Below are 25,777 nucleotides of genomic sequence, written 5' to 3' on the forward strand. Positions count from 1 at the left end.
CTAACTCCTTAAGCAGCGGCCAGCCAGCGCGTTAAACGCGCCCCAAAGGCGGCCTGACTTTCCAGTAACTCATCTCCCGTCACCAACGGTGCCGGACGTGTAATCACGATGCAGGGGATACCGGCATCCAGACAGGGTTGAACTTTTTCCTGATAACCACCTTCCGCGCCTGATGCTTTGGTGATCACCACATCAGCCTGACACTGGCGATAAAACGCAGCGTTGAACTCGGCGCTAAACGGCCCGCACAATGCGAATATTTCACCGACACCAAACCCAAGATCCGCGCATTGCTGAATGACTTCAGGTACAGGCAGCACGCGCGCCAGCAGCGTTTTTTCAGGCAACCCTTCGCGCCAAATAGCCAGATCTTTACTGCCGGTCGTCAGCAGCACGCGATCGCCGAAGCGTCGAACCACCTCGCACGCTTGCTGAATACTCTGTACGGTATACAACTGCGGGTGGGTTAAACCGCTCAACTGCTCAGGACGCTGATAGCGGCTCAGCAATACGCCCGCGGCTTCGCAAGCGCTCATGATGTTGCGGCTCACCACCTCGGCATACGGATGCGAGGCGTCGATCACCCAGCGCGTCTGATTTTCCTGCAGCCAGGCAATCATTTGTTCACGTTCCAGACGTCCGCAGCGCACCTGGCCTTTAATATCTCCCGCCAGCTGTTTCCCCGTTGGGGTTGCAACCGACAGGGTGTAAGCCACGTTTGCCGCATCCAGTTGCTGGCACAGCATGCGCGCATCGCTGGTACCACCCATGACCAGCACATCACCATAATTCACAGCACATAACCTCTTGGCGTGATCATCAGGCCGTCCTGAACATAGGTGGTTTTGTTGCCAACGATCACAAGACTGGTCATATCAACCGGCTCAAAGTCCATTTCGCCAAGAGTGGTCAACCATTTCTCCTGCTTTTTACGGCCGGCTGACTTCACAATACCGACCGGCGTTTGCGCGCTTTTGCTGGCAGACAGCAGTTCAAATGCACGCGCCAGATGACCTTCGCGTCCCCGACTGCGCGGGTTGTAGAAACAGATAACAAAGTCTGCTTCGCCGGCGGCAACGATACGTTTTTCGATGACCGGCCACGGCGTTAACAGATCGCTTAAGCTGATGTGGCAGAAGTCGTGCATCAGCGGCGCGCCAAGCAAAGAGGCGGCGGCAATACTGGCGGTCATGCCAGGGATTAACCTGACCTCAACGTCCAGCTTTTGCTTGCTGACCAGTTCGAGCACCAGCCCAGCCATACCGTAAATCCCCGCGTCACCGCTGCTGATCAGCGCCACATTGTGGCCCGCCTGCGCCAGCTCGATAGCCGCCTGGCAGCGTTCAATCTCTTTGCACATCCCGGTTTTGATCACCTGCTTGTCGCCAGTGAACGCTTTTACCAGATGGGTGTAGGTTTTATAGCCAACGATGATTTCCGCTGCCTGCAATGCTTCAACGGCTTCCATGGTCATCATTGCCTGCGAGCCAGGGCCAATTCCAATTACGCTTAACATCAGTGTGAAACTCCCAAAGTGATAGTGACGCCCTGTTCTCGCAGGGTCTCGCCTAACAGTTTTCCGTGGCTCAACAGCCAGGCTGCAGGACCAGAAACGCTTCCTGTACCCACCGTTTTGCGCACAAACGATGAGGCCGGAAAACGGTGCTCATGCTCACGCAGCGCGTCAGCGGTAAAGGTTTCGAAAGGAACGCGACAGCACGAAGCCAGTTGGATAAGTCCCTGTTCATCTTTTTTCAGCGTGATACTGCCAATCGCTTTTAGCGCCAGCGGGTCGAGCTGCTGGGCTTCAAGTTGGCGGGCTAGCAGCGCGGCCAGAAGTGGGAACGGCGTGTCACGACGACAACCAATTCCGGCCACCACACGCTGCGGCACCAGCTTCCAGTGCGGAACAGGCAGATCGGGTAAATTGGTGCGTAAGGTGATACACACCAGAGCATCCAGTTCAGGTAGCTGGTTGAGATCGGTGACCGTGATAAAACCGCGCCGATCACAATGGCTGACATCCTGCGTCAGTTCGTCATCCCACCACAGCCCAACTCGCTTATTGCTGACCAGCATCTGATTAACGATCTTGACCGCCGAACGGAAATCACTCATCCGGGCATTCAGTTGAAATGCCAGCGTATCCAGTGCCGCCATATCGTTCACATCCGTCGCCGTAGTGATAACCGGGTCTGCGCCCAACATGCCCGCCAGATAACGCGCCAGCGCATTCGCGCCCCCTGCGTGACCGGAGAGCAGGCTGATGACATGCTGGGCACGTTCATCAATGACCACCACAGCCGGATCGCAAAATTTGTCGTTGACCAGCGGGGCCAACACGCGGACCGCAATGCCGGTCGCCCCGATAAAAATCAGCGCCGAGTAATTCGCAAACGCTTCGCGGGCGGTATTCGCAAAGCCGTTTTCGAAAGGAATAAACCCCTCTTCCAGCAGCTTTTCACTGGTAAAACAGGTGACCGGCAGCATGGCCGCCAGACGTTTCGCCAGCACAACGCCGCCGGGGGTCAGGCAAAAAAGCGCAATAGATTCAGGCTTTACGGTATTCATGGCTAAAGTCCGCCGCATAGAGTTTGGAGTAGTGATACTCCGAGCCCAGGAAATTACCGACCAGAATAAGGGCCGTTTTACGGATGCCCGCATCGCGAACCTTGTCGCCAATATCCGCCAGGGTACCGCGCACGGTCTGGCTTTCTGGCCAGGTGGCCTTGTAGATCACCGCTACTGGCGTGGTCGCCGGATAACCGCCTTCAATCAAACGCTCCGCTACCCGATGAATACGCTGGACGGACAGATAAATCGCCATAGATGTCTGGTGACTGGCAAAAGACTCCAACTGTTCACGTTCCGGTACCGGCGTGCGTCCTTCAAGGCGAGTAATGATCAGGCTCTGCGAAACCTCAGGCACGGTATACTCAACGCCCAGCTCCGCCGCCGCGCCAAGGAATGCGCTAACGCCAGGCACCACCTGCCAGTCGATCCCGCGTTTGGTCAACTCCTCGCCCTGCTCGCGCACGGAACCGTACAGCGAAACATCGCCGGTTTGCAGGCGGACAACGGTCTTACCCGCTTTCACTCCGGCTTCCATCAGGTCGAGGATCTGTTCCAGATGCAGTTCAGCGCTGTCGTGACATTCAGCGCCGGCAGGGCAATATTCCAGTAGTTCCGTGTTAATCAGCGATCCGGCGTAGATAACAACCTGCGCCTGCTGTAGCAACCGGTAACCTTTGAGGGTAATCAGCTCGCGATCGCCAGGACCTGCGCCAACAAACCACACGCTACGGGGATCAAAAATCTCAGACATGGTTTCCTTCCTTCTGACAGGCGATAACAAATACGGGGTTATTCGGTTTGAAATAGTGACCACTGCCAAGCGTGGCAAGCGAGGAAACCTGTAACTGCAGGCAATCCACTCCCTGTACGCCAAGATGGTCCAGATGCGCCAGTGCTGTGTTGAGGTTTTCCTGGAGGATGAACGTCATCACCAGCCGCCCGGCGGGATGTAATTGACGCATTGACCAGTCAATCAGTTCGGTCAAATGGCCGCCGCTGCCGCCCATAAAAATGGCATCGGCTTTTTCCGCGATGGTCATTGGCGCAACGCCAGGAAAAATGTCGATGTTTGCACAGGCAAAATGCTGGCGGTTTTCATCCAGCAATCTGAGCGCCGCCGGGTTACGCTCGATTGCCGTCACGCGCAATCCAGGATATTGCAAAGCGGCTTCTATCGACACGCTGCCGGTTCCGGCACCAATATCAATCAGGTGACTGGCGCGGTGTAATTCAAGTTTTGAGAGGGCAAGTGCGCGTACCGCTTCTTTGGTCATCGGCACTTTCTCTCCACGTAGAAACAGCTCATCTTTCATCGAGGATCACCACTGCATTCATGTCATAGTCGGCGTTAACTTCACTCACAGGCAGGAAATGGATCCGTTCGTTTACCATCGCCAGGTTTTCGCCAATCACCATCCAGCGATGTCCCTTGCCTCGTGCGATAAGCTGTTGTGCAATTTCCCGTGGGCCGCACAGCGTATCTGTCACCATCGCCACCTTGTTATGTCGCGCCAGTTCATCAAAACAGACGCTACGACCATGGCTACTGGTCAGCCACATATCGTTCATATCAATACCGGACTGCGCGCACAGGTACTGCACCGCGCTAATGCCGGGAATAATGCGTACATTTTCAATACCGAAATGGCCCACCATGCGCGTCCCGATGCCGTAAAACAGCGGATCGCCAGACGCCAGCACCACAATGTGTTGTTCCTGGTGCGCGCTGATCCAATTCAGGAGTTCCGGGATATTGGCGCCAAGAGCAAACTGTTCACCGGTAAAATCCGGGAATTGCTGCAAATGCCGCTTTCCACCGACCAGAACATCAGCCTCTGCGACCGCTTCACGCGCCGCAGGCGTCATTAAATGCAAACCGGCGGGCCCCATCCCTACAACGGTTAACATTGCATCTCCTCAGCAATTTCTGCAACCGGGCGATTACTGCCAAGCACCTGATTATCAAAAGAAAACATGATGGCGTCGCAGGTCGGGGGATTTTTGGTAAAGCGCAGCGTTTGCAGGACGCGCATACAGATGCGCTTAGCCAGATGGTTATAAATGTGCTGAAAACCGTATGCTTCGATGTGTTCCATCGCCGCCTCGGTGGTATCGCAGTCGCTGACCAGCGTCAGCAGTTCCAGCGGCGCGCCAAGTAATGCGAGGTGGGCCACCAGCGTTTCCATGCGGGCATCGGCAATATGGCTGTGGGTATGGAAGATCCCCGCCGCAATTTTGACGAGCTTGCCTGGGTGTCCCACCAGTACGATTTGCCGGAATCCAAGACGTACGGCTTCTTCAATCATGTAGCCAACAAAGTTGCTCATGGTGACCACCACCTGAGTGTCGATCCCCATCTGTTCGCGCACAAAACGCTCGCCGTGGTTTCCAGGCACCAGTACGACACGCTCCAGCCCCGCCGCTCGCTTAATTTCCAGCTCCAGCGACAGTGAACGTTTCCAGCTCTCTTCCGACATCGGCGTGACGATCCCCGTAGTGCCGATAATCGAAATGCCGCCCAGAATACCAAGGCGGGAGTTGTAGGTTTTTTGCGCCCGCTCTTCACCTTCCGGCGCGAAGATTTCAATCTGCGCTCCACGATTCGGCCCAATCGCCTCACGTACCGCAGACTCAATGGTCTGGCGAGGTGTGCGGTTAATCGCCGAACTCCCCACCGGCAGGCCGATCCCTTTGCGGGTTACCGTGCCAACGCCTTCCCCGCCCTGAAGGGTTATCTCTTTACTATCGTTTAACGTCACGCGGGCAAAAATCAGCATGCCGTGGGTGGCGTCCACATCATCGCCACCGTCTTTGCGGATGGCCGCTATCGCCTGCTGTCCTTCGATATGCGGCGACTCCACGTTCAGGCACAGCGTCACACCGGAAGGCGTGACAATGGAAACCTGATGGATCAGGTGTTGGCGCAGTACCATCAGCGCTGCCACTTTTGCAGCCGCCGTCGCGCACGATCCCGTGGTATATCCCTTACGCAACGCTTTACCGTTGTGCCAAACCGGCGTATCGAAGGCCTCGCTCATCGCGCCCCCTGCATGTGATAAAGCATGGCGTTGACGATAGCGGCAGCGACGTTACTTCCTCCTTTGCGACCTAGCGCTGCAATGGCGGGCAAATTGCTTTGGGTCAGGGCATCTTTCGACTCTTCTGCACCAACGAACCCGACCGGTACACCAACCACACCGCTGACGGCTACATCATGCTCTAGCAGGCGGAACAGCGCTGTCGGCGCGTTGCCAAAGACAAACAGCTTTTCCCCTTCTTCCTTCACCGCAATGTCGACTGCCGCCATGGACCGGGTAATACCCTGCTCTTTTGCCGTACGTACGACGCGCGGGTCGCTGATGTAGCAGCGGCATTCACCGCCGAATTTTGCCAACAGCGTTTTATTGATCCCGGAAAGCGCCATCGTGGTGTCGGTATAAATCACGCTCGAACGGTTAAGCGCCGCACAAAACTGCTCCAGCACATCACTGGAAAACCACAGAATGTCCAGCCAGTCGAAATCCGCCGTCGTGTGAATGACCCGCTTGATAATGGCTTCATGTAACGGACTGGCAAACTGATAGTCCGGACGGGTTTCACGGATGATCTCGCCAATAATGTCGAAACTTTTGGCCTCAATCGCCTGGGGTTGCTGGATATATTGCATTGTGTTGTCCTCAGGCTACACCGACCAGCAGGCATCGCAGCGCAATAAACAGCGCCAGTGCCAGCGTCGATGCCACCCACATCAATCGAATCGTATGGGAAATGTCGTCTACCGAAATGTCACGTTGTGCATCACCGATCCACGGTTTCTCAACGCGCTCGCCAAAGTAGTCATTTGGACCACCCAGCCGAATTCCTAATGCGCCGGCAACGGATGCTTCTGACCACGCACAGTTTGGGCTGCTGTGGTTGTAGCGATCGCGCCAGCCAATCTGCAACGCACGCGCGCCATCCTGGCGGCATAAAAACGCCGCTGCGCCCAGCAGCAGCCAGCTCAGCCTCGCAGGGATATAATTTGCGACATCGTCCAGGCGGGCGCTGACCATACCGATAGCGCGGTATTTCTCATGTTTGTAGCCCACCATGGAGTCAAGGGTGTTTACCGCTTTGTAGGCCATCGCCAGAGGCGCACCGCCGAGAAAGAGGAAAAACAGCGGCGCGATGATGCCGTCGACAGTGTTTTCAGCCACGGTTTCTACTACGCCGCGATTGATCTGCTGAGGTTGTAATTGCGAGGTATCGCGTCCCACAATCCATGACAATTTTTCACGACTTGCGGCAAGATTACCGGCACGTAGCGGACGTTCGACATCCTGCGCCGCGTTTGCCAGACAGCGCCCGGCCAGCACGGTAAAGATCATCCAAACCTCCACCACCCAACCAAGCCAGGGATGAATAGATTGCGCCAGCGCCAGCACTCCCCAGGACACTATCCAGGTCAGACCGACCACCACAATCCACATCACCGCGCCGCCGATACGTAGCGCGCGGTCGCTATGGCAGTAACGCCGAACAACTCGCTGCACCGCAGAAACCAGATTGCCAATCCAGCGCACCGGATGTGGCCAGTTCTGCGGATCGCCGATGATATAATCAAGCAGCCAGGCAACACACCACGCGAGGATCGTCATAGCGCACTCCTCGCGGCTGCCAGCCAATGGTTGAGCATCTGCGGACGTTGAGCAAAATGAACGTGTAGATAGCTGGCGAAGGTGTTTCCGACCTGCCAGCCGCCAGACCAGGCTTGCAGCGTTTTGCCATCGCGCACTTTGCGACAGTTCATCACCGCCGGCGTTTCAGGGGTAAAATCGGAGTAATGGAATTCATGTCCGCGCAGCACTTCGCCTTCTGCGGCTAACAATGTTTGCTGTGTGGCCTGCGCTTCACAGTAGCCAAATCGGGTCAGTCGTTTCCCCATTTTGCTGTGACCGGGAATGATATCCGCCATCAGCCAGGTATCGCCGTGGCTATCCTCCAGCGAACTACCGAGATACATCAATCCCCCGCACTCGGCATAAATCGCGACACCCCGCTGATGCGCTGCCCGCAGTTGGCTAAGCATCGAAACATTGCGGGCCAGCGTCGCAGCATGTAACTCAGGATATCCGCCACCTAACCAGACCATCTGACAATCGGGTAAGCTGGTGTCGTGCAACGGGCTAAAACGGACAATCTTAAGCCCTGTGCGCGCAAGGAGCGTGATGTTATCCGGGTAGTAGAAGTTGAACGCTTCGTCATCGGCGATGGCAAGCGTTAGCCCTGCCCCGGCGTCTGCGGCAGGCAGCGCTGGCCATTCACCAGTGGGAAGGTTGGTTAACTGGCTTAATTTCAGCAGCGCATCGATATCAAGAGTTTGCTCCAGCGTCGCGGCAAACTCCTGCCACGGCTGCTGGTTAATAACCGACTCGCGTGCGGTAACCAAACCCAGATGCCGTTCAGGAAGCGCAACGCCTTCCATTCGGGGAACATAGCCCAATACGGGGACATCGCAATAGCGCTCAATCGCCACTTTCAGGAGCTGGTAATGCGATTCGCTGTTGACCCGGTTAACAATGACGCCGGCGATGTTCAGGGTTGGATCAAAATGTTGAAATCCCATTACCGTCGCGGCGATCGAGGTGGAAACGGCTTTGCCATCAACCAGTAAGATAACCGGGCAGCCTAACTGTTTGGCCATCGCGGCGGTGCTGCAGTAATTTGGGTCGGTGCCATAACCGTCATACAGCCCCATAACACCTTCAATCACCGCGATTTCCGCATGTTGCATTTGCTCGCAAAATAGAGCGTTCAACGTGGGGACGGGAAGCATGAAGCTATCAAGATTGCGCGAAGCAGTACCGCATACCGCTGTATGCCAGCCGGTATCAAGGTAATCAGGACCCACTTTGCAAGGCTGGACGCGTAAACCGCGTTTTTTCAACAAGCTCAACAAGCCCAGCGTCACCGTGGTTTTACCACAGCCGCTTCCGGTACCTGCAAGAACAAATGCGTGAAAATTGGCCGCCATACCCTGATCCTGTTCAGGGTGGTAGGGGTGTAGAGATACCCAGTCTCTCGACTGTATGCATCTGAACCACCCACTTCCCACCGAAGTTGTTGGTAGTCACTGACAGGCAGGTCTTCTGGCTTAGCGTCATCCTCACCCGTCCTTCCCAATCTTGCGATCAGTGGTCCATACGGGGTCGTCAGCATCACAGCAGCGGGGGCTGCGGGGGATTCTCACCCCCTTCCCTACCACAAATGTGGCAAACCTGTCAGTTCAAGAGCCTGGTTAATTAAGCTCTCTGTTATGAGGTAAATTCACAACCTCATGACAATAATTCAATTTAATATCTTTCCGGGTTCATTCAGCCAATTATCTGGCCTAAACCCACTTATTCATATGTTCAAACTTTGAATGAAAGCGTCAGTAAAGAATAAAGAAAGTCATTCACACAGACACTGTATCTCATCACAAAAATAAAAACTGGTGCAGTTTATCCCTCTGATACCATTAATTTGTTGCGCTATGACAATTTATTGACTGGTGTCGTTACTTTTCATTTTATAATGACTGACATAGCGCCCTATATCAAAAATCGGCAATAGCAAAATATTGCTATTTAGGCGGATTCACTACGTGAAATGACATTAATTTGCTGGCGAAATGCCTGCGGCGTAACCTGATACGTTTGACGGAAAACCTTGCAAAAATAACTGGTTTGCGAGAAGCCCAAATTACGCGCAATGCTGGCAATACTCCAGTCACTGTGACAAAGCAACTCTTTGGCACTGGCCATTCTCTGCTGGTTTACCCATGCGTTAAAACCGATACCCTGATATTTTTTGAACAATTTACTGAAATAGTAAGGACTCAGGAAAACATGAGAGGCAACATCCTCCAGACGCAATTCGTCTGATAAATGCGCATCAATATAGCGCAGAGCTTTTTTCATTTTACTGTCGTGAGGGTTGGTACTGCGGTTCGCACGAACCGGCTCTGACTGCTGCGGATTATCCTTGATAACAACAAAATTAAGTTGTTTCTTAAGACAATTTTCTACAATGAGTTTGAGAAGATCCGCAGAAGCGATGACTCGCGAATAGTCCATCTCCGGTACATTACGAAATTCACTGACCAGCTCGGGATCCGCTTGCCAGCGGTCATCTACATTCAGAATATCAACCAGACCGACATCATTACTCAAGCGGACTTGTCCACAAAGCACAAACCCTACCAGGTGCCCCGCAATGACCAGCGGAATTGAGAAATCGGTAAGCCCGGCGTGACAGCGATAGATGCAGGGTTGATCGGATTTCGAAGCTTCCAGTCCCCCACAGCGATCGCTCATACGACAGCGGGTACTGTGCTGCGGATGCTGGCGCATCAACTGGCAAAATGGGGTGAAATTAAAAAGCTCAGAAATTTCATCACCGTGAATATTGACAACCACAACGGCCAGACTGGTGGCCTGCGCAAAATCCTGTGCGATTTTATTAATGAGTTCTGAGTTCAGGGCACTCGCAGAAATCATGATAAAACCTCTCAGTTAATTTATTGTTATAAACAAAACATATTATTCACATTCATTTTCATCCTGCCATCCTGAGCAATGATGAAAGTCATCATTGAACATAACAAAAGTCTCCCATTGTTGGGAGACTTTTTCAGCGGTTCAGGAAACCGGATCACGAAAACAGTTTTTACCTTTCAAAAATAAACTTCTTCTGTGAAGCTAGCTCTCATTTTCCTCCAGCTTACACGTATTACACGGTAAATTTTTGCCAATAAAATAACGATAAATTGCTGCGCCCGCGCAAGCACCGATGATAGGGGCGACAATCGGCACGATAAAATAAGGAATATCACGTCCACCTGTCATCGCAACATCTCCCCATCCGGCCATCCAGGCAAACAATTTAGGACCAAAATCACGCGCCGGATTCATTGCAAATCCGGTAAGCGGACCGGTGGATGCGCCGATAACAGCGACCAGAATACCAATCAGCAATGGCGCCAACGGACCTTTAGGAACACCGTTACCATCATCAGTCAGCGCCATGATCATTCCCATAAGAATGGAGGTAATCACCACTTCGACTAACGCGGCCTGCCATACGCTGAGCGCCGCTGCAGGATACGTACTAAAAATGCTGGCAAGTTGCAGGCTTTCCAGACTACCGCGCACCATCTGGTGGGCCGATTCATACTCGGTAAACAGACTGCCGTAGAGCAAATAACCCAGCAGTGCGCCACCGAAGGCACCCGCAACCTGTGCCACGGAGTAAGGTAAAACTTTACGCCCCGGAAAACAGGCAAACAGCCACAGAGCAATAGTGATAGCAGGGTTGAGATGCGCGCCAGATATCCCGGCAGTCAGATAGACTGCAAGCGAGATCCCCAGTCCCCATATGATGCAGATTTCCCACAATCCCAGGCTGGCACCCGCGACTTTCAGGGCACTCAGGCATCCAATACCAAAAAATAAAAACAGCCCGGTACCCAAAAACTCAGCAATGCATTGTGCTTTTAGTGAATCGTTCATTGTGACACCTTCTAAGCAGAGTTCGTGTCTTTACCAGCGGACTCCTTGCTGGCAAGTAGAATACTTCAAGGCTTACTATAAAAAGGCATGTCGGCAAATTGTTGGCAATCTGCGAGTGGTATGATTTTTAAAATCGTGCTGCGATAGCAAATTCTTGCTATCACCTTTATTAAAACAGGTGATAAAACGAGGACTCACCCTATTAAAAGCACATTTTCAAAATAATAAAATATTGCTAATAGCAGAATTCCGTTTTCAAACCATCATCACAATTTCATTTTTCCGCATAGCAAATGATATTTAAACTGTCACTTAGAAAAGTGTAAATATGGAATTGACATAACCAAATAATCACATCATAAAAAATTAAAATAACAATATAAAACAACCACATACAATAAAACACAGCAATTTTATATCACCGTATCCTCACTATTTTTTCACTCTTACTTTCAACTCAGCCATTCTTTTTCCTCGCTTCTTTTTATAGTCATGAAAATCGGGACAACCCAGGCGAGGTCTTTATGCAACAAGAAGCGTTAGGAATGGTAGAAACCAAAGGCTTGACTGCAGCCATAGAGGCCGCAGATGCAATGGTGAAGTCAGCCAATGTAATGCTGGTCGGCTACGAAAAAATTGGTTCGGGGCTGGTAACAGTTATTGTCCGCGGCGATGTCGGCGCAGTCAAAGCAGCAACAGATGCAGGTGCCGCCGCAGCCCGTAACGTGGGAGAAGTGAAAGCCGTACACGTCATCCCACGCCCTCATACCGATGTAGAAAAAATCTTACCGAAGGGAATTAGCTAATGAGCAGCAATGAGCTGGTTGAACAGATCATGGCGCAGGTGATTGCTCGTGTGGCAACGCCGGAACAGCAGGCTATCCCTGAAAATAATCCTCCAACACGAGAAACGGCTATGGCAGAGAAAAGCTGCAGTTTAACGGAGTTTGTCGGTACTGCGATTGGCGACACCGTCGGTCTGGTAATCGCCAACGTAGACAGTGCCCTCCTGGACGCGATGAAACTTGAAAAACGGTATCGCTCCATTGGCATCCTCGGCGCACGTACTGGTGCGGGTCCTCACATCATGGCCGCCGATGAAGCGGTAAAAGCAACAAATACTGAAGTCGTCAGTATTGAGTTACCACGTGATACCAAAGGCGGCGCAGGTCACGGTTCGCTGATTATTCTCGGCGGCAACGATGTTTCCGACGTGAAACGCGGCATTGAAGTTGCGCTGAAAGAGCTGGATCGCACCTTTGGCGATGTTTATGCCAACGAAGCCGGTCACATCGAAATGCAGTACACCGCACGCGCCAGCTACGCACTTGAAAAAGCCTTTGGCGCACCGATTGGCCGTGCCTGTGGCGTTATCGTCGGCGCGCCAGCATCCGTTGGTGTCCTGATGGCTGATACCGCGCTGAAATCCGCCAATGTGGAAGTTGTGGCCTACAGCTCCCCAGCCCATGGAACCAGCTTCAGTAACGAAGCCATCCTGGTCATTTCAGGTGATTCCGGCGCTGTTCGCCAGGCCGTTATCTCCGCCCGTGAAATCGGTAAAACCGTTCTCGGGACCCTCGGCTCAGAACCGAAAAACGATCGTCCGTCCTACATCTGATATCAGTGAGGCTGATTCATGAGATCGAAAAGATTTGAAGCACTGGCGAAGCGCCCTGTGAATCAGGATGGCTTCGTTAAGGAGTGGATCGAAGAAGGCTTCATTGCGATGGAAAGCCCGAACGACCCCAAGCCGTCGATTAAAATCGTCAACGGTACAGTCACTGAACTGGACGGTAAATCCGCCAGTGAATTTGACTTGATTGACCATTTTATTGCCCGCTATGGCATTAACCTGGCACGCGCTGAAGAAGTCATGGCGATGGACTCGGTAAAACTTGCCAATATGCTTTGCGACCCTAACGTGAAGCGCAAAGACATTGTGCCGCTGACCACCGCAATGACGCCGGCAAAAATTGTCGAAGTGGTGTCCCATATGAACGTCGTTGAGATGATGATGGCCATGCAGAAAATGCGTGCGCGTCGTACACCATCTCAACAGGCGCACGTTACTAACGTTAAAGATAACCCGGTGCAGATTGCCGCTGATGCTGCTGAAGGCGCATGGCGCGGGTTTGACGAACAGGAAACAACCGTTGCCGTTGCGCGTTATGCGCCATTTAACGCCATTGCGCTGTTAGTCGGCTCACAGGTTGGACGCCCTGGCGTATTAACCCAGTGCTCGCTGGAAGAAGCAACTGAACTTAAACTCGGCATGCTAGGCCACACCTGCTACGCGGAAACCATCTCCGTCTATGGTACTGAACCCGTCTTTACCGACGGCGACGATACACCATGGTCGAAAGGCTTCCTCGCCTCTTCCTACGCCTCACGTGGCCTGAAGATGCGCTTTACCTCCGGCTCAGGCTCAGAAGTTCAGATGGGTTACGCCGAAGGCAAATCGATGCTTTATCTGGAAGCCCGCTGTATTTACATCACCAAAGCCGCTGGCGTACAGGGTTTACAAAATGGTTCAGTAAGCTGCATCGGCGTGCCTTCCGCGGTGCCATCAGGCATTCGTGCTGTGCTTGCTGAAAACCTGATCTGCTCTTCTCTGGATCTGGAATGTGCTTCCAGCAACGACCAAACCTTTACCCACTCGGATATGCGTCGTACTGCCCGCCTGTTGATGCAGTTCCTGCCGGGTACTGACTTCATCTCTTCCGGTTATTCCGCGGTACCGAACTACGACAACATGTTTGCGGGTTCGAACGAGGATGCCGAAGATTTTGACGACTACAACGTTCTCCAGCGTGACCTCAAGGTAGATGGGGGTCTGCGACCGGTTCGTGAAGAAGACGTTATCGCCATTCGTAATAAAGCGGCGCGCGCACTACAGGCCGTCTTTGCCGGAATGGGATTACCGCCAATCACTGATGAAGAAGTGGAAGCTGCGACCTACGCCCACGGTTCGAAAGATATGCCTGAACGAAACATCGTTGAAGACATCAAGTTTGCGCAAGAGATCATCAATAAAAACCGTAACGGTCTGGAAGTGGTGAAAGCCCTTGCTCAGGGCGGGTTTACCGATGTCGCTCAGGACATGCTCAACATCCAGAAAGCCAAGTTAACCGGGGATTATCTGCATACCTCCGCCATTATCGTTGGCGACGGACAGGTGCTATCCGCAGTAAATGACGTCAACGACTATGCCGGTCCGGCAACAGGTTATCGCCTGCAAGGCGAACGCTGGGAAGAGATCAAAAACATCCCTGGCGCACTTGATCCCAACGAACTTGGCTAAGGGGTGAAAAATGGAAATCAATGAAAAGCTGCTGCGCCAGATAATTGAAGACGTACTGTCTGAAATGCAAACCAGCGACAAACCTGTCTCATTCCGCGCATCGACAACGGCTAGCGCACCACAGGCTGCTGCGGAACAAGGAGACAGCTTTCTGACCGAGATTGGCGAAGCCAAACAAGGCCAGCAGCAGGACGAAGTGATAATTGCCGTAGGTCCGGCGTTTGGACTGTCGCAAACCGTCAATATCGTAGGGATCCCGCATAAGAATATCTTGCGAGAAGTGATTGCCGGTATTGAAGAAGAAGGTATTAAAGCGCGTGTTATACGCTGCTTTAAATCCTCCGATGTGGCGTTTGTCGCCGTTGAGGGTAACCGTCTGAGCGGTTCCGGGATCTCTATCGGCATCCAGTCAAAAGGCACCACGGTTATCCACCAGCAGGGGTTACCGCCGCTTTCAAACCTGGAGCTGTTCCCTCAGGCACCGCTTCTGACGCTGGAAACCTATCGCCAGATCGGTAAAAACGCCGCGCGTTATGCCAAGCGTGAATCTCCGCAGCCCGTCCCTACTCTGAATGATCAGATGGCTCGTCCTAAGTACCAGGCGAAATCGGCCATTCTGCACATAAAAGAGACTAAATACGTCGTGACGGGCAAAAACCCGCAGGAACTGCGCGTGGCGCTTTAATAAAGGATACCTCCATGAATACCGATGCAATTGAATCGATGGTTCGGGATGTGCTGAGCCGGATGAACAGCCTGCAAGGCGAGTCCGTAACGCCTGCTGCGGCGAGCTCATCAACACATACCGCGAAAGTCACGGATTACCCTCTCGCGAATAAACATCCTGAGTGGGTAAAAACAGCAACCAACAAAACTCTGGATGATTTCACGCTTGAAAATGTTCTGAGCAACAAGGTGACGGCGCAGGACATGCGCATCACCCCTGAAACGCTGCGCCTGCAGGCAGAAATCGCCAAAGATGCCGGACGTGACAGGCTGGCGATGAACTTCGAGCGCGCCGCTGAGCTAACTGCTGTTCCTGACGATCGCATTCTTGAGATCTACAATGCGCTGCGCCCGTACCGCTCAACGAAAGATGAGCTGGTGGCCATCGCCGACGATCTCGAAAATCGTTATCAGGCCAAGATCTGTGCAGCTTTCGTTCGTGAAGCGGCAGCGCTGTACGTTGAGCGTAAAAAACTCAAAGGCGACGACTAACTCAGGGACAGGATCATGCGATATATAGCTGGCATTGACATAGGCAACTCATCAACGGAAGTCGCTCTGGCAACCCTGGATGAGTCTGGCGCGCTGAGCATCACCGGCAGCGCCCTGGCAGAAACCACCGGGATTAAGGGCACATTACGTAATGTGTTTGGCATCCAGGAGGCGCTTACGCTGGCGGCAAAAAACGCCGGTATCAATGTCAGCGATATTTCGCTCATCCGTATTAACGAAGCCACCCCGGTCATTGGCGACGTGGCGATGGAAACGATAACCGAAACCATCATCACTGAATCCACCATGATCGGCCATAACCCCAAAACGCCGGGCGGCGTCGGGTTAGGCGTAGGCATCACGATTACGCCGGAAGACCTGCTCAGTCGCCCGGCGGATACCCCCTACATTCTGGTGGTGTCATCGGCATTTGATTTCGCCGATGTCGCCACGATGATTAATGCTTCCGTCCGTGCCGGATATCAGTTGACTGGCGTAATTTTGCAGCAGGACGATGGCGTTCTGGTTAGTAATCGTCTGACTCAGCCTCTGCCCATCGTCGATGAAGTCCTTCATATCGACCGCATCCCTCTGGGTATGCTGGCTGCCATTGAGGTCGCGGTCCCAGGAAAGGTTATTGAAACGCTTTCTAACCCCTACGGGATTGCAACCGTCTTTGGCCTCAATGCCGAGGAGACTAAAAACATTGTCCCGATGGCGCGGGCGCTGATCGGCAACCGCTCTGCCGTGGTGGTGAAAACACCGTCAGGCGATGTGAAAGCACGAGCTATTCCCGCCGGAAATCTGGAGCTACAGTCGCAAGGTCGTACTGTACGTGTCGACGTTGCAGCTGGCGCTGAAGCGATTATGAAAGCGGTCGGTGAATGCCCGAAACTGGATAACGTCACCGGAGAGGCTGGCACCAATATTGGCGGCATGCTGGAGCATGTGCGCCAGACAATGGCTGAATTAACCAACAAACCCAGCCACGAAATTTTTATTCAGGATCTGCTGGCGGTCGATACCTCGGTTCCCGTCAGCGTGACAGGTGGCCTGGCCGGTGAGTTCTCCCTTGAACAGGCCGTCGGCATTGCCTCCATGGTGAAATCAGACCGCCTGCAAATGGCGATGATTGCCCAGGAAATCACGCAAAAGCTCAACATTGATGTCCAGGTTGGCGGCGCCGAAGCCGAAGCGGCCATTCTGGGAGCCTTAACCACCCCAGGCACGACGCGCCCGCTGGCCATTCTGGATCTCGGCGCGGGATCGACTGACGCCTCCATCATCAACCCGAAAGGCGAAATTATTGCCACACACCTGGCGGGCGCGGGCGATATGGTCACGATGATCATTGCCCGTGAACTGGGGCTGGATGACCGTTATCTCGCTGAAGAGATCAAAAAGTATCCGCTGGCAAAAGTCGAAAGCTTATTCCATCTTCGCCACGAAGATGGCAGCGTCCAGTTCTTCCCCACGCCTCTCCCACCAACGGTTTTTGCCCGCGTGTGTGTAGTAAAACCCGATGAACTGGTGCCACTGCCAGGCGAACTGGCGCTGGAGAAAGTACGGGCCATCCGCCGCAGTGCGAAAGAACGCGTTTTCGTTACCAACGCGCTCAGAGCGCTACGTCAGGTGAGTCCGACCGGGAACATTCGGGATATTCCCTTTGTGGTACTGGTTGGCGGCTCATCGCTGGACTTCGAAGTTCCACAGCTGGTCACCGATGCGCTGGCACATTATCGCCTGGTTGCCGGGCGCGGCAACATTCGTGGCACCGAAGGTCCACGCAATGCGGTTGCGACCGGGCTGATTCTCTCCTGGTACAAGGCGTTCGCTCATGGAAAGTAATCTCACCACGCCCGCCATTGTGATCTTCACCACTGCTGGCTGCGCTGACGTCTGGAGTGACGTGCTGCTGGGTATTGAAGAAGAAGGGATCCCCTTTGTCATCCAGGAGAGCCAATCAACTGACGTTATCCACAACGCATGGCTGGCTGCCTGCCAATCGCCATTGCTGGTTGGCATTGGCTGCAGTCGCGAAAAACTGGTCGTGCACTACAAAAACTTACCCACATCAGCGCCACTTTTTACGCTGACGTATCAACAAGATAACCACGCTCGTCGCAGTATTGGTAATAACGCTGCGCGGCTGGTTAAAGGCATTCCGTTCCGGGAATGCCACTCATAACCCACAGGAGAAAAGCAGTATGAATAACGCACTGGGACTGGTTGAAACAAAAGGGCTTGTCGGCGCTATTGAAGCCGCTGATGCCATGGTGAAATCCGCAAACGTGCAGTTGGTTGGTTACGAAAAAATCGGCTCAGGCCTGATCACCGTTATGGTTCGCGGCGATGTCGGCGCGGTAAAAGCTGCCGTAGATGCCGGAAGCGCAGCGGCAAGCGCCGTTGGTGAGGTGAAATCCTGCCACGTTATCCCGCGTCCGCACAGCGACGTTGAAGCCATTTTACCTAAATCCGCATAAGCGTTAAAACCAAGGAGCACAGCGTGAAGCAATCACTGGGATTACTTGAAGTTAGTGGTCTGGCATTAGCCATCAGTTGCGCGGACGTCATGGCGAAAGCCGCCTCCATCACGCTGGTGGGCCTCGAAAAAACCAACGGCTCAGGCTGGACGGTGATCAAGATAATCGGGGATGTGGCCTCCGTTCAGGCGGCCATTTCCACCGGTGTCAGTTTCGCTGAACAACGTGACGGACTGGTGGCCCACAAAGTCATATCCAGACCAGGGGACGGTATCCTGTCACATAGCGTTACCCAGGAGTCTGAACCTACACCCGAACTCACTCCAGCCGTAGCGCATGAAGAGATGCTTGTAGACCCGGCAGCACCTGAAGCGCCGCAAGATGCCGAGCTGATTAGCTGCAATCTGTGTCTTGATCCTGCCTGCCCTCGTCAAAAGGGCGAGCCGCGCACTCTTTGTCTGCACTCTGGCAAACGAGGTGAAGCGTAATGGATAAACAGCAACTGGAAACAACGGTCGCTAAAGTTCTGGATGAAATGCGCGAGCGCCCGATTCCGCTGGGGATCTCTAATCGTCATATTCATCTGTGCGCTGAAGATTACGGTCGCTTGTTTCCCAATCACCCTATTAGTGAGAAAAAAGAGCTGCTGCAGCCCGGACAATATGCAGCAGAGCAAACCGTCACGCTGGTGGGGCCAAAAGGCCAGTTAAAAAATGTGCGTTTACTCGGCCCACTGCGTAGCACCAGTCAGGTCGAGATTTCCCGTACCGACGCCCGCACGCTGGGAATTGCTGCTCCGTTGCGGATGTCAGGCAATATCAAGGGCACGCCTGGCGTTCGCCTCGTCAGCCCATTTGCTGAGCTGGACTTAGCATCCGGGGTAATTGTCGCCCAACGGCATATCCATATGTCGCCTCTCGATGCCCTGATCCTGCGCGTATCCCATGGCGATAAAGTCTCGGTCGCCATTAATGGCGATGAACGTCGACTGATTTTCGATAACGTCGCCGTACGCGTTTCGCCGGATATGCGCCTTGAGATGCATATCGATACAGACGAAGCCAATGCTGCAGGTGCTGATAATCCGCAGGCATTTGCCACACTGGTGAGCCCACGATGAACAACGAACTGCTGCAACGCATTATCGAGGAGGTTGTTTCCCGATTAAAAAAACGCGCGGAAAGCACGCTCACTCTTAGCGTCGCGCAGTTACGGGAACTCGATTCACGGAAAGTATGCTGCCAGTACTCGGCGATCCACCTCCTGCAGGTCGACCTGCCATTGTTGCAGCAAATTGCCGAGGATTGCTCAGCCAATGCGCCGGTGGTAACCATTCACGAGGCGCTGGCATGCGGAGTCCGCGTGAAAATTTCACTACATCATCGATTGTTACCCGCGATCCCCGTGAAAAAACTCGCGCGTCTGCCGCTGGAGTTCAGTGACGAGCTGGGGCGAATCATTTTTTTGCATCCTGACAAACTTCTCAGCTATGCCGACGTTGCCCAATTGAAAGGTGGCGTACTGGTGCTACGCCGCCGATGTGTCGTGACGGCCCTGGCTCAGGAAGCGGTCAGTACGCGAAATGTTCAATTAATTAAGCAGGAGTGAACTATGCATCTGGCACGGGTTACAGGCGTTGTGGTTTCCACGCAAAAATCTCCATCGCTGGTGGGGAAGAAACTGCTGCTGGTTCGTCGGGTGAGTGCTGACGGAGAGCTTCCCGCATCCCCGCTAAGCGGAGATGAAGTCGCCGTTGATTCCGTCGGCGCGGGTACCGGCGAACTGGTATTGCTCAGCAGCGGCTCCAGCGCCAGACACGTTTTTTCTGGCCCTAATGAGGCCATCGACCTGGCTATCGTCGGCATTGTCGACACGCTTTCTCGTTAGGAGGAACTATGGCGATTTATACCCGCACCGGCGATGCTGGCACAACGGCCCTTTTTACCGGGCAACGCGTGAGCAAAACGCACCCGCGCGTCGAGGCTTACGGTACGCTGGATGAACTTAATGCGGCGCTTAGCCTGTGCGTTTGCGCGGCGAAAAACCCGCAGCACCGCCAGTTACTTGAAAACATTCAACTGCAGCTTTTTTGGTTTAGCGCCGAGCTGGCAAGCGAAAGCGAAGAACCAACGCCAGAGCAGCGTTATATCAGCTCGGAAGAAATTGCAGCACTGGAAGCCGCCATCGATACCGCAATGGGCAGAGTACCTCCCCTGCGCAGCTTTATTTTACCTGGCCGCAGTGAAGCCGCCAGCCGTCTGCATTTTGCCCGCACGCTGGCTCGTCGCGCAGAGAGGCGACTGGTCGAGCTCTCCACCGAGATCGCCGTCAGACACGTGCTAATGCGTTATATCAATCGCCTGTCCGACTGTTTATATGCGCTTGCACGTGCAGAAGATCATGACGCCCATCAAAACGACATTATTCAGAAGGTGGCGGAGCGCTATCTTGCCGCCATCCGTACTTCAGCCACGAGGGAGCCGGCTATGTCTCTGTCTTTTCAGGAACTCCACCAACTCACTTGCGCTGCGGTAACGAGAGCAGAAGAACTCCAGGTTCCGGTCGTCATCAGCATTGTCGATGCGAACGGGACCCAAACGGTGGCCTGGCGCATGCCTGACGCATTACTCGTCAGTAGCGAACTGGCACCGAAGAAAGCCTGGACTGCCGTGGCGATGAAAACCGCCACGCATGAGTTGACATCAGAGGTACAACCAGGCGCCGCGCTTTACGGTCTGGAAAGCCATATGCAGGGAAAAGTCGTCACCTTTGGTGGCGGGTACGCTTTATGGCGTGAGGGTTTACTCCTTGGTGGTCTTGGCATCAGCGGGGGAAGCGTTGAGCAGGATATGGACATTGCAGAAACGGCCATTGCGGCGATTAACGTGAGAACACATCAATGAATACTTCAGAACTTGAAACCCTTATTCGTAACATTTTGAGTGAACAACTCGCCCCGGCAAAAACAGACGTTAAGAATAACGGAATTTTTCCGTCCGTTGGCGAAGCGATCGATGCCGCTCATCAGGCTTTTCTGCGTTACCAGCAATGTCCATTGAAAACCCGCAGCGCCATCATAAACGCCCTGCGCGAAGAACTGACGCCTCATCTTGCTTCACTGGCCGCTGAGAGCGCTACCGAAACAGGAATGGGCAACAAAGAGGATAAGTTCCTTAAAAATAAAGCCGCGCTGGACAACACCCCGGGTATCGAAGATCTCACCACCACGGCGCTAACCGGCGACGGCGGCATGGTGTTATTTGAGTATTCTCCATTTGGCGTAATTGGCTCCGTCGCCCCAAGCACCAACCCGACGGAAACCATTATTAACAACAGCATCAGTATGCTGGCTGCGGGAAATAGCGTTTATTTTAGCCCGCATCCGGGTGCTAAAGCAGTCTCACTGAAGCTGATTGCCATGATTGAAGATATTGCTTTCCGTTGCTGCGGGATTCGCAATCTTGTCGTCACGGTCACAGAACCCACTTTTGAGGCTACCCAGCAGATGATGGCGCACCCTAAAATCGCAGTTCTGGCGATTACCGGTGGTCCAGGCATTGTTGCTATGGGCATGAAAAGCGGGAAGAAAGTCATTGGCGCAGGCGCAGGGAATCCGCCCTGCATTGTTGATGAAACGGCCGACCTGGTTAAGGCGGCGGAAGATATCATCAATGGCGCATCCTTTGATTACAACCTCCCCTGCATTGCTGAGAAGAGCCTGATTGTTGTTGATGCTGTTGCTGAACGACTGGTTCAACAAATGCAGTCTTTTGGCGCGATGCTACTCAATAACGAAGAGGTAGACAAACTGCGCGCAGCCTGTCTGCCAGAAGGCGTGGCCAATAAAAAACTGGTGGGTAAAAGCCCGGCAATCTTACTGGAAGCAGCAGGAATACCAGTTCCGGCAAAAGCGCCTCGATTACTGATAGGCATCGTCAAGGCTGACGACCCGTGGGTGACCAGCGAGCAACTGATGCCAATGCTCCCCGTCGTCACGGTGAGCGATTTTGACAGCGCGTTAACGTTGGCCCTCAAGGTTGAAGAGGGATTGCATCACACCGCCATTATGCATTCGCAGAATGTGTCACGTTTGAACCTTGCCGCGCGCACGCTTCAGACCTCCATCTTTGTGAAAAATGGCCCCTCTTACGCCGGGATTGGCGTGGGTGGTGAAGGCTTTACTACTTTCACCATTGCGACGCCAACTGGCGAGGGAACAACATCTGCGCGCACTTTCGCACGCTCTCGTCGTTGCGTGCTGACAAACGGTTTTTCTATTCGCTAATGGGGCCGTTATGAAAAGCTTTTCACTGCAAACTCGATTGTACAGCGGCCAGGGAAGTCTGGATGTGCTCAAGCGCTTCACGAATAAGCATATCTGGATTATCTGCGATGGTTTTCTCGCGCGCTCCCCCCTGATTGAAAAGCTGCGCGACGCTCTGCCAGCGGATAACCGCATCAGCATTTTCAGCGACATCACTCCCGATCCTACCATTAACACGGTAGTACATGGGATTGCGCAAATGCAGTCCCTGCGACCAGATGTCGTCATTGGTTTTGGTGGCGGCTCAGCTCTGGACGCTGCAAAAGCCATCGTCTGGTTCAGCCGACAGTTCGGTATTGAAATTGAAACCTGTGTCGCTATCCCTACCACCAGCGGCACAGGCTCGGAAGTCACCAGCGCCTGCGTGATTAGCGATCCGGATAAAGGCATTAAATATCCATTATTCAATAATGCGCTTTATCCGGACATGGCCATCCTTGATCCGACGCTGGTCGTCAGCGTTCCGCCAGCCATAACCGCAAATACCGGCATGGACGTGTTAACGCATGCGCTGGAGGCTTACGTGTCCACAAAAGCCAGCGACTTCACTGACGCGCTGGCTGAAAAAGCGGCACAAATCGTCTTCCAGTACCTGCCTGTCGCCGTCAGTAAAGGCGAATGCCTGGCAACCAGAGGGAAAATGCACAACGCCTCAACGCTCGCGGGAATGGCATTCAGTCAGGCTGGACTGGGGATCAATCATGCGATTGCCCATCAGTTGGGCGGTCAGTTTCATCTGCCGCACGGACTTGCCAATGCGCTGCTGCTGACCCATGTCATTCATTTTAATGCCCGCGATCCGCGGGCTGCTAAGCGCTATGCCCGTTTCGCTAAAGCCTGTCACTTATGCCCGGATAACGCGAACGATACAGCGGCATTGAATGCGCTTATTCGTCATATCGAGCTACTCAAAAAACAGTGTGCGTTACCTTCTTTTGTTGACGCGCTTAAAGATGGAAAGCAAGCCTGGTCACAACGTATACCGTCGATGGTTCAGGCCGCGCTGGCTGACGTCACCCTGCAAACCAATCCGCGTGTTGCCGACGCCAGTGCCATGCAGGAACTGCTTGAGGAATTATTATGAAGACAGCCATGACGGCAGAGTCCACGCTTTATGATGCGCAGACAATTCGCGAACGCGTTCGCGCAGCGGGTGTTGTCGGGGCAGGAGGCGCGGGCTTTCCTGCTCACGTAAAATTACAGGCGCAGGTCGATACATTTCTGGTCAATGCGGCGGAATGTGAGCCAATGCTGAAAGTTGACCAGCAGTTAATGGCCGTCCAGGCTGAGCGACTTATCCGCGGCGTTCAATATGCCATGACGGCTACCGGAGCCAGTGTCGGAATTATTGCGCTCAAAGAGAAATACCACAAAGCGATCAAGGCGTTAACGCCCCTTCTGCCTGCCGGGATCCGCTTACATATTTTGCCTGATGTCTACCCGGCAGGTGATGAGGTTCTGACCATCTGGATGGCAACAGGTCGGAGAGTTCCGCCTGCCGCGTTGCCTGTTAGCGTCGGCGTAGTAGTCAATAACGTCCAGACCGTGCTCAACATCGCGAGAGCAGTTGAGCAACAGTACGCCGTTACGCGTCGTACCCTGACCGTTAACGGCGCAGTCGCCAAACCAATCACCCTCACTGTCCCTATCGGAATGTCTTTACGTGATGTTCTGGCGTTGGCCGGCGGCGCAACCGTTGACGATCCCGGCTTTATCAACGGTGGTCCGATGATGGGCGGCCTGATTACTTCACTGGATACCCCAGTCAGCAAGACCACCGGAGGCCTGCTGGTTTTGCCTAAGTCTCATGCGTTGATTCAGCGGCGGATGCAGGATGAACGCACTGTGCTTTCTGTAGCAAAAACCGTTTGCGAGCAGTGCCGTTTGTGTACGGATTTGTGCCCAAGGCATTTGATCGGCCATGAATTATCCCCGCACCTGTTGGTTCGTGCGGTGAATTATCAGCAGGCGGCCACGCCGCAACTGCTGCTCACAGCCCTGACCTGTTCAGAATGCAATGTGTGTGAAAGCGTAGCCTGTCCGGTTGGGATATCACCGATGCGAATCAACCGCATGCTTAAACGCGAGCTGCGGGCTCTCAACCATCGATATGAAGGGCCGCTAAATCCTGAGGATGAAATGGCGAAGTACCGGCTGATCCCGGTTAAACGCCTTATCACCAAACTGGGTCTTAGCGACTGGTATCACGACGCGCCACTGGCTGAGACTGATTATTCCACCGATAAAACGACGCTGTTGCTACGCCAGCATATTGGCGCCAGCGCCACCCCATGTGTACAGCAAGGTGAACGCGTTGTTCGCGGTCAATGCGTTGCCGATGTGCCGTCCGGTGCATTAGGCGCGCCTGTTCACGCCAGTATTGACGGTATTGTCAGCGAAATCACTGAGCAATCCATCACGGTAATTAGAGGTTAATAATGTCTCAGGCTATAGGGATTTTAGAACTCACCAGCATTGCCAAAGGAATGGAAGCTGGCGATGCCATGTTAAAAAGCGCGAATGTGAATTTACTGGTCAGCAAGACCATCTGCCCGGGAAAATTTCTGCTCATGCTCGGTGGTGACGTAGGTGCCGTACAACAGGCGATAGCCACTGGAACATCTCTGGCTGGCGATATGCTCGTTGACAGTTTGGTACTCCCCAACATTCATGCCAGCGTACTTCCCGCAATCAGCGGACTAAACAGCGTGGATAAGCGTCAGGCAGTTGGCATTGTCGAAACATGGAGCGTTGCTGCCTGCATCTGCGCCGCCGACCGGGCGGTTAAAGCCTCTAACGTCACGCTGGTTCGCGTCCATATGGCATTTGGTATTGGCGGCAAGTGCTACATGGTCGTTGCCGGCGATGTGTCGGATGTGAATAACGCGGTAACGGTTGCCAGTGAAAGTGCGGGTGAAAAAGGCCTGCTGGTTTACCGCTCGGTCATACCTCGCCCGCATGAAAGCATGTGGCGACAAATGGTGGAGGGATAATGGAAAGACAACCCACCACGGATCGAATGATTCAGGAATATGTTCCAGGCAAGCAGGTCACGCTGGCGCATCTTATCGCCAATCCTGGTAAAGATTTGTTCAAGAAACTGGGATTACCAGATTCAGTTTCCGCAATCGGTATTCTGACCATTACCCCTAGCGAAGCCTCAATCATCGCCTGTGATATCGCCACGAAATCCGGGGCGGTAGAGATTGGCTTTCTCGACCGGTTTACCGGCGCGGTGGTACTGACTGGCGATGTTTCCGCCGTTGAGTACGCGCTGAAACAGGTAACCCGAACGCTGGGCGAAATGATGCGTTTTACCGCTTGCCCCATCACCCGGACGTAAAGC

General features: G+C 53.5%; 30 protein-coding genes and 1 riboswitch. Of the genes, 18 read left to right on the plus strand and 12 right to left on the minus strand.

All coding sequences use genetic code 11. The features are described from left to right. Nucleotides 1–8: 8 nt before the first annotated feature. The 12 genes from OGV77_RS19890 to pduF all read right to left on the minus strand — a co-directional run bounded on the left by OGV77_RS19890 (nucleotide 9) and on the right by pduF (nucleotide 11,105). A complete protein-coding gene (locus OGV77_RS19890; RefSeq protein ID WP_087051378.1) occupies nucleotides 9–794 on the minus strand; it encodes a cobalt-precorrin-6A reductase in 786 nt (261 codons plus the stop codon). Continuing rightward, nucleotides 791–1,516, minus strand: a complete 726-nt coding sequence (locus OGV77_RS19895) for a precorrin-3B C(17)-methyltransferase (RefSeq protein WP_003030278.1) — start codon at nucleotides 1,514–1,516, stop codon at nucleotides 791–793. The genes OGV77_RS19890 and OGV77_RS19895 overlap by 4 nt, the downstream gene beginning before the upstream one ends. Next, entirely contained in the window at nucleotides 1,516–2,571 is a 1,056-nt protein-coding gene (gene cbiG / locus OGV77_RS19900; RefSeq protein WP_075145992.1) for a cobalt-precorrin 5A hydrolase, read from the minus strand. Before cbiG ends, OGV77_RS19895 begins: the two co-directional genes overlap by 1 nt. Beyond that, nucleotides 2,552–3,325 carry a cobalt-precorrin-4 methyltransferase gene (locus OGV77_RS19905; RefSeq protein WP_003030275.1) on the minus strand — a complete coding sequence of 258 codons (774 nt, stop codon included), beginning with the start codon at nucleotides 3,323–3,325 and terminating at the stop codon, nucleotides 2,552–2,554. The genes cbiG and OGV77_RS19905 overlap by 20 nt, the downstream gene beginning before the upstream one ends. Next, nucleotides 3,318–3,887 carry a decarboxylating cobalt-precorrin-6B (C(15))-methyltransferase gene (locus tag OGV77_RS19910; protein ID WP_043016815.1) on the minus strand — a complete coding sequence of 190 codons (570 nt, stop codon included), beginning with the start codon at nucleotides 3,885–3,887 and terminating at the stop codon, nucleotides 3,318–3,320. The genes OGV77_RS19905 and OGV77_RS19910 overlap by 8 nt, the downstream gene beginning before the upstream one ends. Continuing rightward, complete coding sequence (locus OGV77_RS19915) at nucleotides 3,877–4,482, minus strand: cobalt-precorrin-7 (C(5))-methyltransferase (RefSeq protein ID WP_043016816.1); 606 nt, start codon at nucleotides 4,480–4,482, stop codon at nucleotides 3,877–3,879. Before OGV77_RS19915 ends, OGV77_RS19910 begins: the two co-directional genes overlap by 11 nt. Further along, nucleotides 4,476–5,612, minus strand: a complete 1,137-nt coding sequence (cbiD, locus tag OGV77_RS19920) for a cobalt-precorrin-5B (C(1))-methyltransferase CbiD (RefSeq protein ID WP_043016817.1) — start codon at nucleotides 5,610–5,612, stop codon at nucleotides 4,476–4,478. Before cbiD ends, OGV77_RS19915 begins: the two co-directional genes overlap by 7 nt. Then, a complete protein-coding gene (locus tag OGV77_RS19925) occupies nucleotides 5,609–6,241 on the minus strand; it encodes a cobalt-precorrin-8 methylmutase (RefSeq protein ID WP_043016818.1) in 633 nt (210 codons plus the stop codon). The genes cbiD and OGV77_RS19925 overlap by 4 nt, the downstream gene beginning before the upstream one ends. A gap of 10 nt (nucleotides 6,242–6,251) precedes the next feature. Beyond that, complete coding sequence (gene cbiB / locus OGV77_RS19930; RefSeq protein ID WP_087051377.1) at nucleotides 6,252–7,211, minus strand: adenosylcobinamide-phosphate synthase CbiB; 960 nt, start codon at nucleotides 7,209–7,211, stop codon at nucleotides 6,252–6,254. Continuing rightward, nucleotides 7,208–8,587 carry a cobyrinic acid a,c-diamide synthase CobB gene (locus OGV77_RS19935; protein ID WP_087051376.1) on the minus strand — a complete coding sequence of 460 codons (1,380 nt, stop codon included), beginning with the start codon at nucleotides 8,585–8,587 and terminating at the stop codon, nucleotides 7,208–7,210. The genes cbiB and OGV77_RS19935 overlap by 4 nt, the downstream gene beginning before the upstream one ends. 88 nt (nucleotides 8,588–8,675) lie before the next feature. Further along, nucleotides 8,676–8,850, minus strand: a riboswitch (cobalamin riboswitch). 332 nt (nucleotides 8,851–9,182) lie between these two features. Then, entirely contained in the window at nucleotides 9,183–10,094 is a 912-nt protein-coding gene (gene pocR / locus OGV77_RS19940; RefSeq protein WP_043016821.1) for a transcriptional regulator PocR, read from the minus strand. Between the two features lie 201 nt (nucleotides 10,095–10,295). Next, nucleotides 10,296–11,105, minus strand: coding sequence for a propanediol diffusion facilitator PduF (gene pduF, locus OGV77_RS19945; protein ID WP_043016822.1), 810 nt, complete (start codon nucleotides 11,103–11,105; stop codon nucleotides 10,296–10,298). 524 nt (nucleotides 11,106–11,629) lie between these two features. Here pduF and pduA point away from each other — a divergent pair. From pduA to pduU, 18 genes are read left to right on the plus strand one after another with little or no spacing between them, the layout of a single operon-like run. Then, nucleotides 11,630–11,911 (plus strand): propanediol utilization microcompartment protein PduA, encoded by a 282-nt coding sequence (pduA, locus tag OGV77_RS19950; protein ID WP_003030255.1) that lies wholly within the window; start codon nucleotides 11,630–11,632, stop codon nucleotides 11,909–11,911. Then, on the plus strand, nucleotides 11,911–12,723 hold the full coding sequence (gene pduB / locus OGV77_RS19955) for a propanediol utilization microcompartment protein PduB (RefSeq protein WP_003834129.1): 813 nt from the start codon (nucleotides 11,911–11,913) through the stop codon (nucleotides 12,721–12,723). Before pduA ends, pduB begins: the two co-directional genes overlap by 1 nt. Nucleotides 12,724–12,741: 18 nt before the next feature. Next, nucleotides 12,742–14,406, plus strand: a complete 1,665-nt coding sequence (gene pduC, locus OGV77_RS19960) for a propanediol dehydratase large subunit PduC (RefSeq protein ID WP_003030249.1) — start codon at nucleotides 12,742–12,744, stop codon at nucleotides 14,404–14,406. A 10-nt stretch (nucleotides 14,407–14,416) separates the two neighbouring features. Beyond that, complete coding sequence (gene pduD / locus OGV77_RS19965) at nucleotides 14,417–15,091, plus strand: propanediol dehydratase medium subunit PduD (RefSeq protein ID WP_043016823.1); 675 nt, start codon at nucleotides 14,417–14,419, stop codon at nucleotides 15,089–15,091. Between the two features lie 14 nt (nucleotides 15,092–15,105). Next, nucleotides 15,106–15,624, plus strand: coding sequence for a propanediol dehydratase small subunit PduE (pduE, locus tag OGV77_RS19970; protein ID WP_087051375.1), 519 nt, complete (start codon nucleotides 15,106–15,108; stop codon nucleotides 15,622–15,624). A gap of 15 nt (nucleotides 15,625–15,639) precedes the next feature. Next, on the plus strand, nucleotides 15,640–17,472 hold the full coding sequence (locus OGV77_RS19975) for a diol dehydratase reactivase subunit alpha (protein ID WP_087051374.1): 1,833 nt from the start codon (nucleotides 15,640–15,642) through the stop codon (nucleotides 17,470–17,472). Further along, nucleotides 17,462–17,812: a glycerol dehydratase reactivase beta/small subunit family protein gene (locus OGV77_RS19980; RefSeq protein ID WP_043016826.1), complete on the plus strand. Its 351-nt coding sequence runs from the start codon at nucleotides 17,462–17,464 to the stop codon at nucleotides 17,810–17,812. Before OGV77_RS19975 ends, OGV77_RS19980 begins: the two co-directional genes overlap by 11 nt. A gap of 19 nt (nucleotides 17,813–17,831) precedes the next feature. Beyond that, nucleotides 17,832–18,107, plus strand: coding sequence for a propanediol utilization microcompartment protein PduJ (gene pduJ, locus OGV77_RS19985; RefSeq protein WP_001057752.1), 276 nt, complete (start codon nucleotides 17,832–17,834; stop codon nucleotides 18,105–18,107). A gap of 23 nt (nucleotides 18,108–18,130) precedes the next feature. Continuing rightward, nucleotides 18,131–18,595 carry a BMC domain-containing protein gene (locus OGV77_RS19990; protein WP_087051373.1) on the plus strand — a complete coding sequence of 155 codons (465 nt, stop codon included), beginning with the start codon at nucleotides 18,131–18,133 and terminating at the stop codon, nucleotides 18,593–18,595. Then, nucleotides 18,595–19,227: a phosphate propanoyltransferase gene (locus OGV77_RS19995; protein ID WP_043016828.1), complete on the plus strand. Its 633-nt coding sequence runs from the start codon at nucleotides 18,595–18,597 to the stop codon at nucleotides 19,225–19,227. Before OGV77_RS19990 ends, OGV77_RS19995 begins: the two co-directional genes overlap by 1 nt. Beyond that, nucleotides 19,224–19,715 carry a microcompartment protein PduM gene (gene pduM, locus OGV77_RS20000; RefSeq protein WP_087051372.1) on the plus strand — a complete coding sequence of 164 codons (492 nt, stop codon included), beginning with the start codon at nucleotides 19,224–19,226 and terminating at the stop codon, nucleotides 19,713–19,715. The genes OGV77_RS19995 and pduM overlap by 4 nt, the downstream gene beginning before the upstream one ends. 3 nt (nucleotides 19,716–19,718) lie before the next feature. Continuing rightward, nucleotides 19,719–19,994, plus strand: a complete 276-nt coding sequence (locus OGV77_RS20005) for a EutN/CcmL family microcompartment protein (protein WP_043016830.1) — start codon at nucleotides 19,719–19,721, stop codon at nucleotides 19,992–19,994. Nucleotides 19,995–20,002: 8 nt separating this feature from the next. Further along, nucleotides 20,003–21,010: a two-domain cob(I)yrinic acid a,c-diamide adenosyltransferase PduO gene (gene pduO / locus OGV77_RS20010; RefSeq protein ID WP_043016831.1), complete on the plus strand. Its 1,008-nt coding sequence runs from the start codon at nucleotides 20,003–20,005 to the stop codon at nucleotides 21,008–21,010. Continuing rightward, nucleotides 21,007–22,392: a CoA-acylating propionaldehyde dehydrogenase PduP gene (pduP, locus tag OGV77_RS20015; protein WP_087051371.1), complete on the plus strand. Its 1,386-nt coding sequence runs from the start codon at nucleotides 21,007–21,009 to the stop codon at nucleotides 22,390–22,392. Before pduO ends, pduP begins: the two co-directional genes overlap by 4 nt. A gap of 10 nt (nucleotides 22,393–22,402) precedes the next feature. Then, nucleotides 22,403–23,515, plus strand: a complete 1,113-nt coding sequence (locus OGV77_RS20020) for a 1-propanol dehydrogenase PduQ (RefSeq protein ID WP_080624978.1) — start codon at nucleotides 22,403–22,405, stop codon at nucleotides 23,513–23,515. After that, nucleotides 23,512–24,867 carry a cobalamin reductase PduS gene (gene pduS / locus OGV77_RS20025; protein ID WP_087051370.1) on the plus strand — a complete coding sequence of 452 codons (1,356 nt, stop codon included), beginning with the start codon at nucleotides 23,512–23,514 and terminating at the stop codon, nucleotides 24,865–24,867. The genes OGV77_RS20020 and pduS overlap by 4 nt, the downstream gene beginning before the upstream one ends. Before the next feature lie 2 nt (nucleotides 24,868–24,869). Then, nucleotides 24,870–25,424, plus strand: coding sequence for a propanediol utilization microcompartment protein PduT (gene pduT, locus OGV77_RS20030; RefSeq protein ID WP_003030201.1), 555 nt, complete (start codon nucleotides 24,870–24,872; stop codon nucleotides 25,422–25,424). After that, entirely contained in the window at nucleotides 25,424–25,774 is a 351-nt protein-coding gene (gene pduU, locus OGV77_RS20035) for a propanediol utilization microcompartment protein PduU (protein ID WP_003030198.1), read from the plus strand. Before pduT ends, pduU begins: the two co-directional genes overlap by 1 nt. The last annotated feature ends 3 nt before the right edge of the window (nucleotides 25,775–25,777 follow it).

This window comes from Citrobacter sp. Ce129 (assembly GCF_030334545.1).
Classification (GTDB): domain Bacteria; phylum Pseudomonadota; class Gammaproteobacteria; order Enterobacterales; family Enterobacteriaceae; genus Citrobacter; species Citrobacter europaeus.